The sequence below is a fragment of the Pseudomonas sp. ZS1P83 genome (assembly GCF_054897825.1).
The window spans coordinates 283,050-295,738 of sequence record NZ_CM142706.1 but is presented as its reverse complement, the minus strand read 5'-3'; the positions used below and the strand labels follow the sequence as shown (position 1 = coordinate 295,738).

The window sequence follows — 12,689 nt, the reverse complement described above, 5'->3', positions numbered from 1 at the left end:
GTTCTACCTCAGCTTCAGGGTGGCAAGGCCAACCAACACGAGAATCACGGTGATGATCCAGAAACGGACGATCACACGTGGCTCGGGCCAGCCCTTGAGTTCAAAGTGGTGGTGAATCGGTGCCATGCGGAACACACGGCGACCGGTGAGCTTGAAGGAAGCAACCTGGATGACGACTGACAGGGTCTCCATCACAAAAACGCCGCCCATGATGAACAGGACGATTTCCTGACGGACGATCACCGCGATGGTGCCCAGCGCCGCGCCCAGCGCCAGTGCGCCGACGTCGCCCATGAACACCTGAGCCGGATACGTGTTGAACCAGAGGAACCCGAGGCCCGCGCCGATCAAGGCGCCGCAGAACACGATCAACTCGCCTGCGCCCGGCACATAGGGGATCAACAGGTATTCAGCGAATTTCACGTTACCCGACAGGTAGCAGAAGATCCCCAACCCGCCGCCGACCATGACGGTGGGCATAATCGCCAGACCGTCGAGGCCGTCGGTCAGGTTGACCGCGTTGCTCGAGCCGACGATCACGAAGTACGTCAAGACGATGAAACCTGCGCCCAGCGCAATGCTGTGGTCCTTGAGCATCGGCAGGATCAGGGTGGTTTCCACCGGCGATGTGGCGGTCATATAAAGGAAGATCGCTGCGCCCAGGCCGAACACCGATTGCCAGAAATATTTCCAGCGGCTCGGCAAGCCACGGGAGTTCTTCTCGATCACTTTGCGGTAATCATCGACCCAGCCGATGGCGCCGAACAACAAGGTCACCAACAGCACGGTCCACACGTAACGGTTGGTCAGGTCAGCCCAAAGCAACGTGCTGACGCCGATAGACGAAAGAATCAGCGCGCCGCCCATGGTCGGGGTGCCCGACTTGGACAGGTGCGATTGTGGACCGTCGTTGCGAACGGACTGACCGATCTGACGGTTCTGCAAAGTGCGGATCATCCACGGGCCATAGCACAGCGACAAAACCAACGCAGTCAGCACACCGAGAATCCCGCGCAGGGTCAGGTACTGAAAGACCGCGAAGCCTTTGTAGAACTGTTGCAGATACTCCGCTAGCAGCAGCAGCATTAATGTTTCTCCAGGCTGGTCCCGCACAAAGCGGCGACGATGTTTTCCATCGCAGCGCTGCGCGAGCCCTTGATCAAAATGGTGGTGTTTGTGTCTTGCTCGGCGCCCAGGGCCTTGATCAGTTCAGCCTGAGTGGCGAAGTGAAAAGCCTGCGGACCGAAAGCGTTCACGGCGTGAGCCATCATTGGCCCGACGGCGTAAAGGGCGCAAACCTTGCCGCGGGCGTACTCGCCCACATCGCGATGCCCCTGTTCCGCCCAGTCGCCCAACTCGCCGATATCTCCGAGCACCAGAACGGTGCGGCCGGAAAAGCCGGCGAGTATATCAACGGCGGCGCACATCGAGGTGGGGTTCGCGTTGTACGTGTCATCGATCACGCGCATGCCATTGCTGGCCAGTTGCGCGACGGTGCGTCCCTTGACCGGTTGCACCGCGCCGAGACCGGTGGCGATGCCGAACAGCGACACGCCCAAGGCATGAGCGGCAGCGGCGGCGGCCATGGCATTGGCGACGTTATGGGTGCCAAGCAGGCTCAGTTGAACGCGCTCCATGCCTTGAGGACTGTGCAGGTTGAAGGCCGGGCAACCGCGAGCGTCACGGTCCAGATCGCTGGCGTAGAAATCGGCGCTGACATTGCTCAGGGCGAAGGTCAGCACTTTGCGACTGGCAGCGCGGGTCTTCCAGATGTCGAACGCCTTGTCGTCAAGATTGAGAACGGCGACACCATCGGCATCCAGCCCTTCAATAATCTCGCCCTTGGCTTCAACGATTTTTTCCGGCCCGCCGAACTCACCGACGTGGGCGGTCCCGGCGTTGTTGAGCACGGCCACATGAGGCTTGGTCATGCCGACGGTGTAGGCAATTTCGCCGAGCCGCGAAGCACCGAGTTCGATGACTGCGGCGGTGTGTTCCGGCGCAAGTTCGAGCAGGGTCAGCGGAACGCCGAGATCATTGTTCAGGTTGCCACGGGTCGCCAGTACCGGACCACGTGTGCGCAGAATGCTTGCGAGCATTTCCTTGACCGTGGTTTTGCCGCTGGAGCCAGTGATGGCCGCGACCGGGTTGGGATAAGCAGCACGGTTCATTGCGCCCAGTTGACCGAGGGCCTGGCGGGTATCTTTGACCAATAATTGCGGCAGTGTGCTGTCGGCGACTTCATGTTCGACCAGCGCCGCTACGGCGCCTTTTGCGGCAACGTCATTAAGATAGTCATGACCATCGAAACGCGGACCGGTCAGGGCAATAAAGAGTTGGCCGGGTTTGATCGCACGGCTGTCGATGCTGACACCGTCGAAGCTGGCATCGGCAGTGACCAAGCGGGCATTCAGCGCGCCGGTCAGTTCGCTCAGTTTCAAGGCTTTAAGCATGAGCCACCTCCCACGCGGTGAGGGCGTGATCAGCTTCGACCAGGTCGGAGAAATCGTGACGCTGGCCGTTGATTTCCTGATAGTCCTCGTGACCTTTACCGGCCAGGACAATCACGTCATCCGCCGAAGCGCTGGCAATCAATTGGGCAATCGCCTGGCCACGGCCAGCGACGAAGGTGACTTTATCCACAGCCTTGAAACCGGCGCGGATGTCGTCGAAGATCACTGCCGGGTCTTCGGTACGCGGGTTGTCATCGGTCACCAGCACGCCGTCAGCCAGACGCTCGACCACTTCGGCCATCAACGGACGCTTGCCGCGATCGCGATCTCCGCCGCAACCGAACAGGCACAGCAACCGGCCTTTGGCGTGAGGGCGCAGGGCCATCAAGACTTTTTCCAGCGCATCCGGTGTGTGAGCGTAATCGACCACGACCAGCGGCTGAGTACCGCCGCCGAGCCGCTGCATGCGTCCGGCCGGGCCTTCGAGTTTGGGCAGAACTTTAAGGATTTCGTCCAGCGCGTAATCCAGACCGAGCAAGGCGCCGACCGCGGCCAGCACGTTGCTCAGGTTGAAACGACCGAGCAAGGTGCTGCGCAGATGATGCTCGCCCTGCGGCGTGACCAACGTGGCGCGCACGCCTTCGTCATCGAACTGCGCTTCACGGCAATAAAGGTAAGCGCTGGCATCTTCCAGGCTGTAGGTGATCAAGCGCGATTCGCGTTTATCCGCAGCCAGTTGGCGGCCGAAATCGTCGTCAAGATTGACCACCCGGCACTTCAAATCATTCCAGGCAAACAGCTTGGCCTTGGCTTCGCCGTAGGCTTGCATGGTGCCGTGGTAATCCAGGTGGTCGCGGGACAGGTTGGTCATCACCGCCACATCAAACGCCAGTGCGGTCACGCGGCCCTGGTCCAGACCGTGAGACGAGACTTCCATGGCGACCGCTTTGCCGCCGGCCTTTTTCAGGTCAGCGAGGGTCGCTTGCACGGCGATCGGGTTCGGCGTGGTGTGCAAGCCACTTTCGAGCGCGCCGTAAAAACCGGTACCCAACGTGCCGACGATGCCGCAGTGCTGACCGAGCAGGTCGAGCGCCTGGGCAACCAACTGAGTCACGCTGGTTTTGCCGTTGGTGCCGGTCACGCCGACCAGGTTCAGGTGACGGCTCGGGTCGCCATAAAAGCGCCCGGCGATGTCCGACAACTGCGCCGCCAGGCCTTTGACCGGAATCAACGGCACATCGGTAATCGGCAATACGGTCGCGCCTTCGACTTCATACGCCACAGCGGCAGCGCCGCGTTGCAGGGCGTCGGCAATGTGCGCACGACCGTCGAGCTTGCCACCAGGGACGGCGAGAAACAGGTCGCCAGCCCGCACGTTGCGGCTGTCCAGGGTCAGTTCGCGGATCAACAGATCGCGACCGGCGTGGGCGAAAATCTTGTTCAGACTCAGAGACATCAGCCGCGCCCTCCATTGGCTTTCAGCGGAACGACCGGTAATGCGTTCGCTTGTTGAGTAGCTGGCAGGTTGTCCGGAGTAATGTTCATCAGGCGCAGGGTCCCGGACATCACTTTGCTGAACACCGGAGCCGAGACCAGACCACCGAAGTAACCGGCCTTGGTCGGCTCATCAATCACCACCACGATTGCGTAACGCGGATCGCTCATCGGGCCGAAACCTGCGAACAGCGAACGGTAGGAATTCTCGGCGTAGCCTTTGGTGCCCACCGAAGTCTTGCGCGCAGTACCCGACTTGCCCGCCACGTGATACGCCGGCACCTGCGCACGGAACACACCACGCGGGGCTTCGATCACTTGGGTCAGCATGCCTTGCATGGTTTTCGCGACCGCTTCCGGCAATACCTGTGTGGTTTGCGGTGGCTTGTCGGTTTTGATCAGGGTCAACGGCGCGAGGCGACCGTTATTGGCCAGCGCCGAGAAGGCGTGAACCAACTGGATCGCGGTCACCGAGATACCGTAGCCGTAGGACAGCGTGGCGGTTTCAGCCTTGCGCCATTCGCGGTAGTTCGGCAGGTTGCCGACGCGTTCGCCCGGGAAGCCCAGACCCGTGTCCTGGCCGAGGCCGACTTTTTGCGCCAGACGGAAAATCGTTTCGCCGCCGATGTCGAAGGCGACCTTACTCATGCCGACGTTACTGGAGTTGATCAGGATGCCGGTCAGGTCGAGCACCGGGCCTTCGGTCTTGGATACGTCCTTGATGGTGTATTTACCAATCTGCAAGCTGCCCGGATATACCTCGACGGTGTCGCTCGGCTTCCAGCGCCCGGTTTCAATCGCGGCGCTCATGGAAATCGCTTTCATGGTCGAACCCGGTTCGAACACGTCGATCATCGCGCGGTTACGCATCATCGCCGGTTGCAGGTTGCGACGGTTGTTCGGGTTGTAGGTCGGCTGGTTGACCATGGCAAGGATCTCGCCGCTCTTAACGTCCATGATCACCAGGCTGCCAGCCTTGGCGCCGTTCTCGATGATCGCGTTACGCAGTTCGCGGTTGGCCAGGTATTGCAGACGCAGGTCAATGGACAACGCCAAGGGCTTTCCGGCCTTGGCGTTTTTGGTGACCTGAACATCCTTGATAAGTCGGCCACGCCGATCCTTGATGACCTGTCGCTTGCCGGCGACCCCGGCCAGCCATTCGTCATAGGCCAGCTCGACACCTTCACGACCGTGGTCATCGATGTCGGTAAAACCGACCATGTGGGCAGTGACTTCGCCGGCCGGGTAGAAACGCCGGAACTCTTCGATGCCATAAACGCCCGGCACTTTCAGATCGAGCACAGACTGGCCCTGCTCGGGGGTCAGCCCGCGCACCAGGTAAATGAATTCTTTATTGGCTTGAGCCTCGAGACGCTCAGTCAGGGCTTTAGGGTCTTGGCCCAGAGCGGCCGCCAGTGCAGGCCACTTCTCTTTGGCCAGCTGCATTTCCTTGGCGTTGGCCCACAGCGTGGTGACCGGCGTACTGACGGCCAAAGGTTCGCCGTTACGGTCAGTGATCAGACCACGGTGAGCCGGAATCGGAATATGACGAACGCTGCGCGCATCGCCCTGGCCTTTAAGGAAGGCACGGTCAACCACTTGCAGGTCGATAATGCGCCAGGTAATCGCCGCGACCATAACGCCGAGCAAACCCAGCACCAGGCGGAATCGCCACGGAAAGAGTGCACCCTCGAGCTTCATCATGGCGCCACCATCTGCACTTCAGCAGCGCCAGGAATACGCATCTTCAGCTGCTCGGTCGCCAGGACTTCGATACGGCTGTGGGCGGTCCAGGTGCTTTGTTCGAGAATCAAACGGCCCCACTCCGCTTGCGCCTTGTCACGCACGCTCAATTCGTTGTACAGCGAATTCAACAGCTGACGGTTCCAGTGGGCACTGTAGGAAACGCCGATGGCCGACACGAGCACGCCAATAAACAGCACCAGCATGAAAAAGCTTCCGCCGGGAAGTGGCTTGGCGAAAAGCTTGCTCACCGCAGCTTCTCCGCGACGCGCATGACGGCGCTACGGGAACGTGGGTTGGCTTTGAGTTCGGCCTCGGAGGCGGACTGTGCTTTGCCATGGATTTTGATGATCGGTTCGAAGGCGACGTGACGTACCGGCAGGTTGCGCGGCAGGTTGTCGGCTTCGCCTTTCACCAGTTTGCGCATGAACAGTTTGACGATGCGGTCTTCCAGCGAGTGGAAGCTGATGACGACCAGACGGCCGCCGACTTCAAGGCATTCCATCGCAGCTTCGAGACCGGCTTCCAGATCGCCCAGTTCGTTGTTGACGTGAATACGCAAGCCCTGGAACGCACGGGTCGCCGGGTTCTTGCCCTTTTCCCACGCCGGGTTGGCAACTTTCAGGACTTCAGCCAGATCGGCAGTGCGCTCGAACGGCTTGATGTCGCGACGCTCGGCCACGGCACGGGCCATGCGACCGGAGAAACGTTCTTCGCCGTATTGCTTGAACACCCGGGCAATTTCTTCCACCGGGGCGGTGTTGACGAATTCGGCAGCGCTGATCCCACGGGACGGGTCCATGCGCATGTCCAGCGGGCCATCATTGAGGAAACTGAAACCGCGCTCAGGGTCGTCGAGTTGCGGCGACGACACGCCGAGGTCGAGCAAAACGCCGCTGACCATGCCGTCCAGACCACGTTCGGCGACTTCCGAACCGAGCTCGGCAAAGCTGCGCTGTACAACGACAAAGCGGCCGTCTTCGGCCGCTAGCGTTTGCCCGGTGGCAATCGCTTGAGGATCTTTATCGAATCCGAGTACCCGTCCATCAGGACCGAGCTGGCTCAAGATCAACCGGCTGTGTCCGCCGCGCCCGAACGTACCGTCCAGATAGCAGCCATCAGGACGTACGGCGAGAGCCTCCACGGCTTCGTCAAGCAGTACGGTGATGTGGTTAAAGCCGCTATCAATAGTCACAGGATCAAATCACGCAGTTCATCAGGCATGGCGCCCGGTTGTTGAATGGCAGCCAGGTCAGCGGCAGAAACCGCATCCCAGGCATCCTCGTCCCACAATTGGAACTTGTTCAGTTGGCCTACCAACATCGCGCGCTTATCCAACTTGGCATATTCACGAAGACGCGGCGGAACCAGAAAACGACCACTGCCATCGAGTTCGAGGTCGACGGCATTACCAATCAGTAAACGTTGCAGGCGGCGGTTCTCTTCGCGAAGCGAAGGCAGAGCGCGCAGTTTGGTTTCAATAATTTCCCACTCATCGAGGGGGTAAACACACAAACAAGGATCAACGGCATCAATTGTGATGATTAACTGACCGGAACTACGCGAAACGAGCTCGTCACGGTACCGGCTCGGCATAGCGAGACGGCCCTTTGCGTCGAGACTGATAGCGTTAGCTCCGCGAAACACGTCAGCGTTTCTCCAAATATTAGCGTTTTGAGCTCAAAAAACCCACTTCATGCCACTTTCCGCCACTTGCGCACACTATAGGAATGCGGCCACCGCACCGTCAAGGCGCGGTTTAAAGGAAAAGCCTTACAGAACGGAGATTTAGGAGCGTATTAGGAAGGGTAAGAAGAATCAGACGTGTCATCCAGCTCAATAACTTGAACCAGCACTGATGGCTACGCTCGAAAGTTAAAGTAATTTATTAAGAGTAAGATTTTTTCGGTATTACGAAGGTGCTTCTGCCGACGATTGTGTAAGGAGGGAAATTGCCATCATCAGCGCCCTGCTCAATGATTTAAGCAGAGGAGAGAAAAAGGTGGAGAGTCGATCTGTAAGCCGGGTTCTGTCTTGAACAGTCATTCGTCTACGATGGCCATCACTGGACATCTTTAGCAACCTACCCGGTCCCAGCGCGGGCCACGCCTTGGGACCCTATTTGGTCTTGCTCCAAGTGGGGTTTACCTAGCCACGAACTGTTGCCAGACGTGCGGTGCGCTCTTACCGCACCTTTTCACCCTTACCGGCGCCGAAGCGCTTAGGCGGTTATTTTCTGTGGCACTTTCCGTAGGCTCACGCCTCCCAGGCATTACCTGGCACTTCGCCCTATGGAGCCCGGACTTTCCTCCCCCCCCTAATTTTCATAGAGGGCAGCGACTGTCCGATCGACTCTCCGCCGCAAAGGTTAACGGCAGAGCGGCTGAAGAACAAGCGCTAAACGCCTTAGGCCACTCCTGCACGTCGGGTTTTACTCGCCCTTCTGTTTGTCCAGCGCAACCTGATAGAGAACATTTTTGCGCTCCCCGGTAATTTGCGCCGCCAAGGCTGCGGCACGCTTGAGCGGCATTTCTTCAAGCAACAGATTCAGAACGCGCATCGCTTCACTGCTGACGGCGTCCTCGGTCTCGGGGGCAGACCAACCCGCCACCAACACCACGCACTCGCCGCGCTGCTGATTGCTGTCTGACTCGACGAACTCGCGTAACTCGGCCAGCGGCAAGCCTTTAAGGGTTTCGAAAGTCTTGGTCAGCTCACGCGCCAGCAACGCTGGACGCTCGCCGCCAAATACCAGCTCCATGTCTTGCAGGCACTCAAGGATCCGGTGCGGGGCTTCATAAAAGATCAGCGTGCGCGGTTCTTCCTTTACCAACTCAAGACGAGCGCGCCGACCGACAGCTTTGGCCGGCAGAAAGCCTTCGAAGATGAAACGGTCCGACGGCAGCCCCGCCGCCGACAACGCCGCGATCAGAGCGCAGGCGCCCGGAACCGGCACAACATTAATTCCCGCAGCACGAGCCTGACGCACGAGGTGATAACCCGGATCGGAAATCAACGGCGTGCCGGCATCGGAAATCAGCGCCACATCGTCGCCGGCGAGCAAGCGGGTGATAAAGCGGCTACCTTCATCCCGCTCATTGTGTTCATGGCAGGCCGCCAACGGAGTTGGAATGCCGAAATGCTGCATCAATCGCTGGGAGTGGCGGGTATCTTCGGCGGCGATCAGGGCGACGTCGCGCAGGATTTTCAGCGCACGCGCACTGATGTCATCCAGGTTGCCGATGGGCGTCGCCACCACATAAAGCGAGCCAGCAGCGGAATTCAAAGCACCTGGAGCAGTCAAAGCGCATACCTCATGATCGGTAAAAGCCGCCATTGTAGCGCGTCGTGACGCTCGCGATACGCGCAAGCAACCCTCGGTTTTTCAGCCTTTTGTGCAGTGCTGCAACATTTGCACGAGCTAAATTGATCGATTCACACCAGTAACATCGCGCCCCGGCCAGTGCTTGGGTACAATTCCACGCTAATTTGATCGAGTATCAGGAACACTTACATGATCGCTTGCCTGCGGCTGCTCACTGCCCTCTGCCTCGCTGCCTTGCTGGCGGCTTGCGCCAGCTCGCCCTCCTCAAGCCTTGGCGAACTTCCACGGACCCCAGATGCCAGTATCGAGCAATTGCTCGCACAGGCCGCTCAAAGCAAAGACCCGGAAAAAGCCGCCCTGTTGCGCCTGAGCGCGGCTGACCTGGCTTATCGTCAGGGGAATGCCGGCCAGTCCGCGCAAATCCTGCAACAGGTCCCCGTCGAACAACTCAAACCTGGCCAACAGGTTTTCGCCAGCACCCTGGCGGCTGAACTGGCCATGGTTCGCAATCAGCCCAAAGCGGCGCTGACGGCCTTGAGTCATCCGAGCCTGCAACGCCTGAGCGAACTGCCGGTCGAGCAACAGGTTCGCACCGGCACCGTTCATGCCCGCGCCCTTGAAGCCGACGGCCAGACCCTGGCCGCCGCACGGGAGCGCATCTTTATTGCGCCAATGCTTGAAGGTGAAGCCGCCAGCAAAAACCACGAAGCGATCTGGACCCTGATCGCTTCGTTGCCAACCGATCAATTGCAGCCAACCACCACCGACGACCTCGGCGGCTGGATGGGCCTGGCGCAGGCGGTGAAAACCGCCGGCACCCTGGAACAGCAGCAAGCCGCGATCGACAACTGGCGCGCGCAGAATCCAAAGCACCCGGCCGCCATTCAATTGCCGTTGCCACTGACCAAACTCAAGGAACTGGCCAGCCAGCCTCTGGGTAAAATCGCCCTGCTGCTGCCGCAAGACGGCCCGCTGGCTTCGGTCGGCAAAGCACTGCGCGAAGGTTTCATGGCTGCTCACTACCAGGCGCAACAAGCCGGGCAGAAGCCGCCAGCCATCGAGTTCTATGACAGCTCGCGCCTGACGTCCATGGATGAGTTTTATCGCAAGGCGCAGGCCGATGGCGTGCAACTGGTCGTCGGCCCGCTGGAGAAACCGCTGGTCAAACAGCTCAGCGCTCGCCCACAACTGCCGATCACCACCCTGGCGCTGAATTACAGCGAAGGCGAACAAGGACCGGCCCAGCTGTTCCAGTTTGGTCTTGCTGCTGAAGACGAAGCTCGCGAAGTGTCGCGCCGTGCTCGCGCCGATGGCCTGCATCGCGCAGCCATCATGGTGCCAAAAGGCGAATGGGGCGATCGCGTGTTGAGAGCGTTCAGCCAGGATTGGCAGGCCAACGGTGGCAGCATCGTCGCGACCGAACGGGTCGACCAACCGGTTCAACTGGCCCAGCAGATTGCCGACATGTTCCAGCTGCGTCAGAGCGAAGGTCGTGCCAAGAGCCTGCAAAGCACCGTGGGCTCGCAGGTAGCCGCACAGCCTTCGCGTCGCCAGGACATCGAGTTCATCTTTCTGGCCGCAACGCCTCAGCAAGCCCAGCAGATCAAGCCGACCCTGAACTTCCAGTACGCCGGTGACGTGCCGGTTTACGCCACCTCCCACGTGTTCAGCGCCAGCGGTGACGTGAATCAGTACAACGACATGAACGGCATTCGCTTCTGCGAAACCCCATGGTTGCTGGAGGCCAACGATCCATTGCGCAAACAAGTGACGGCTCAATGGCCGCAAGCTGCTGGCAGCCTGGGCCGCCTGTACGCGATGGGTGTCGACGCCTATCGCCTGGCACCACGCCTGGGGCAACTCAAGGCCTTGCCGGACAGCCGCATCGAAGGTCAATCAGGCAGCCTTGGCATGACTGCAAACCAACGCGTCGTGCGTCAGTTGCCGTGGGCACAGTTCGTGAACGGTCAGGTTCAACGCCTGCCGGACACCGCGCGCTGATGCCCGACAGATCACGCCAGCAAAGCGGCAAAGATGCCGAGCGTCATGCGCTCGAGCATCTTCAACAACAGGGTCTGCGCCTGCTGGCGCAGAACTGGTTGTGTAAGCGCGGCGAGCTTGATCTGGTCATGCTTGATGGCGATACAGTAGTATTCGTCGAAGTCCGCTACAGAAAAAACACTCAATGGGGTGGCGCGCTCGATAGCATCGATGAGCGCAAACGGCAGAAGCTGATATTTGCCGCGCAGTATTTTCTTCAGCGCGAGTCGCGCTGGGCCAATTCCCCTTGCCGTTTCGACGTGGTTGCCATCGACAGCAACCTCGATCAGTTGAACTGGTTGCAGAATGCCTTCGACAGCTGATCGCGTGCGCCCCGAACCGGATACTTTCACCCAACACTTTTGCTCTTTGCTTTGCGGGCTGCACATTCATGTGCCGAGTAGCCGCGCTAATTAAGGTCACACAGATGGACATGCAATCCCGAATTCGCCAGCTTTTTCAGGCCAGTATCGACACCAAGCAAATGGCGATGGACGTACTTGCACCGCACATCGAGCAAGCCAGCCAGGTGATGGTCAACGCCCTGCTCAACGAAGGCAAAATGCTGTCCTGCGGCAACGGCGGTTCTGCCGGTGACGCCCAGCACTTCTCCTCCGAGCTGCTCAATCGCTTCGAGCGCGAACGTCCGAGCCTGCCAGCCATCGCGCTGACCACCGACAGCTCGACGATCACCTCGATTGCCAACGACTACAGCTACAACGAAATCTTCTCCAAACAGATCCGCGCCCTCGGCCAGCCGGGTGACGTATTGCTGGCGATTTCCACCAGCGGCAACTCGGCGAACATTATTCAAGCGATCCAGGCCGCACATGATCGCGAAATGATTGTCGTAGCATTGACGGGGCGCGATGGCGGCGGCATGGCGTCGCTGCTATTGCCCGAGGACGTCGAGATTCGCGTACCGGCCAACGTCACTGCACGTATTCAGGAAGTCCACCTGCTGGCGATCCATTGCCTTTGCGATTTGATCGACAGCCAACTGTTCGGGAGTGAAGAATGACCCCTAATCGCCTAGGCCTTCTGGCCTTGACCCTGTGCCTCAGCATCAGCGGCTGCACCTCGGTGGTTAACGCCAGCCGTGAAGCGCCGATTGAAGATGACCGCGGCACCCGCACCTTCGGCAGCAAGATCGACGACTCTCTGATCGACACCAAGGTCGGCGTGAACATCGCCAAGGCCGATCCGGCCCTGGACAACGATTCGCACATCGTCATCACCAGCTTCAATGGTGTCGTGCTGCTCGCCGGGCAAACCCCGCGAGCAGACCTCAAGGCCAAGGCCGAACAGGCCGCTGCGGCTGTTCAGCGAGTGAAGACGGTTCACAACGAACTGCAGGTCCTGCCACCCTCTGGCTTCCTTGCCCGCCAGAACGACACCTGGCTGACCTCCAAGGTCAAGACCCAGATGCTCACCGACCCGAACATCCCGGGTTCGCGCATCAAGGTTGTTACCGAGAACGGCATCGTCTACCTGCTGGGCCTGCTGACCAAGCAGGAAGCCGCTCAAGCCACCAACCTGGTGCAAGGCGTTTCCGGCGTGCAGAAAATCGTGAAGCTGTTCGAATACATCGACTGACCGCAAACCGCAGGCACAAAAAAGGCGATCCATCCGGA

The 12,689-nt window shown here is 59.6% G+C and carries 12 protein-coding genes and 1 other RNA gene; 4 read left to right on the top strand and 9 right to left on the bottom strand.

Features of this window, described 5'->3' with window-relative positions; all coding sequences use genetic code 11:
• Positions 1-3 precede the first annotated feature (3 nt).
• The 9 genes from mraY to rsmI all read right to left on the bottom strand — a co-directional run bounded on the left by mraY (position 4) and on the right by rsmI (position 9,027).
• Entirely contained in the window at positions 4-1,086 is a 1,083-nt protein-coding gene (gene mraY, locus ACYZT0_RS01470) for a phospho-N-acetylmuramoyl-pentapeptide-transferase (protein ID WP_462044330.1), read from the bottom strand.
• Positions 1,086-2,453: a UDP-N-acetylmuramoyl-tripeptide--D-alanyl-D-alanine ligase gene (locus tag ACYZT0_RS01465; RefSeq protein WP_462044329.1), complete on the bottom strand. Its 1,368-nt coding sequence runs from the start codon at positions 2,451-2,453 to the stop codon at positions 1,086-1,088. Before ACYZT0_RS01465 ends, mraY begins: the two co-directional genes overlap by 1 nt.
• Positions 2,446-3,909 carry a UDP-N-acetylmuramoyl-L-alanyl-D-glutamate--2,6-diaminopimelate ligase gene (locus ACYZT0_RS01460; RefSeq protein WP_462044328.1) on the bottom strand — a complete coding sequence of 488 codons (1,464 nt, stop codon included), beginning with the start codon at positions 3,907-3,909 and terminating at the stop codon, positions 2,446-2,448. The genes ACYZT0_RS01465 and ACYZT0_RS01460 overlap by 8 nt, the downstream gene beginning before the upstream one ends.
• A complete protein-coding gene (locus ACYZT0_RS01455; RefSeq protein ID WP_462046487.1) occupies positions 3,909-5,648 on the bottom strand; it encodes a peptidoglycan D,D-transpeptidase FtsI family protein in 1,740 nt (579 codons plus the stop codon). Before ACYZT0_RS01455 ends, ACYZT0_RS01460 begins: the two co-directional genes overlap by 1 nt.
• Positions 5,648-5,941 carry a cell division protein FtsL gene (gene ftsL / locus ACYZT0_RS01450; protein WP_462044327.1) on the bottom strand — a complete coding sequence of 98 codons (294 nt, stop codon included), beginning with the start codon at positions 5,939-5,941 and terminating at the stop codon, positions 5,648-5,650. Before ftsL ends, ACYZT0_RS01455 begins: the two co-directional genes overlap by 1 nt.
• Positions 5,938-6,885, bottom strand: coding sequence for a 16S rRNA (cytosine(1402)-N(4))-methyltransferase RsmH (rsmH, locus tag ACYZT0_RS01445; RefSeq protein ID WP_462044326.1), 948 nt, complete (start codon positions 6,883-6,885; stop codon positions 5,938-5,940). Before rsmH ends, ftsL begins: the two co-directional genes overlap by 4 nt.
• Positions 6,882-7,337, bottom strand: a complete 456-nt coding sequence (gene mraZ / locus ACYZT0_RS01440; protein ID WP_201120587.1) for a division/cell wall cluster transcriptional repressor MraZ — start codon at positions 7,335-7,337, stop codon at positions 6,882-6,884. The genes rsmH and mraZ overlap by 4 nt, the downstream gene beginning before the upstream one ends.
• Before the next feature lie 355 nt (positions 7,338-7,692).
• Positions 7,693-8,046: RNase P RNA component class A (gene rnpB / locus ACYZT0_RS01435), an RNA gene on the bottom strand.
• A 75-nt stretch (positions 8,047-8,121) separates the two neighbouring features.
• Positions 8,122-9,027, bottom strand: coding sequence for a 16S rRNA (cytidine(1402)-2'-O)-methyltransferase (gene rsmI, locus ACYZT0_RS01430; protein ID WP_462044325.1), 906 nt, complete (start codon positions 9,025-9,027; stop codon positions 8,122-8,124).
• Between the two features lie 177 nt (positions 9,028-9,204).
• Here rsmI and ACYZT0_RS01425 point away from each other — a divergent pair, with 177 nt between their 5' ends.
• From ACYZT0_RS01425 to ACYZT0_RS01410, 4 genes are all read left to right on the top strand, one after another.
• Positions 9,205-11,016: a penicillin-binding protein activator gene (locus ACYZT0_RS01425; RefSeq protein WP_462044324.1), complete on the top strand. Its 1,812-nt coding sequence runs from the start codon at positions 9,205-9,207 to the stop codon at positions 11,014-11,016.
• Complete coding sequence (locus ACYZT0_RS01420) at positions 11,016-11,378, top strand: YraN family protein (protein WP_019582357.1); 363 nt, start codon at positions 11,016-11,018, stop codon at positions 11,376-11,378. The genes ACYZT0_RS01425 and ACYZT0_RS01420 overlap by 1 nt, the downstream gene beginning before the upstream one ends.
• Before the next feature lie 104 nt (positions 11,379-11,482).
• On the top strand, positions 11,483-12,076 hold the full coding sequence (locus ACYZT0_RS01415; protein WP_008025961.1) for a phosphoheptose isomerase: 594 nt from the start codon (positions 11,483-11,485) through the stop codon (positions 12,074-12,076).
• Positions 12,073-12,651 carry a BON domain-containing protein gene (locus ACYZT0_RS01410; RefSeq protein WP_462044323.1) on the top strand — a complete coding sequence of 193 codons (579 nt, stop codon included), beginning with the start codon at positions 12,073-12,075 and terminating at the stop codon, positions 12,649-12,651. Before ACYZT0_RS01415 ends, ACYZT0_RS01410 begins: the two co-directional genes overlap by 4 nt.
• The last annotated feature ends 38 nt before the right edge of the window (positions 12,652-12,689 follow it).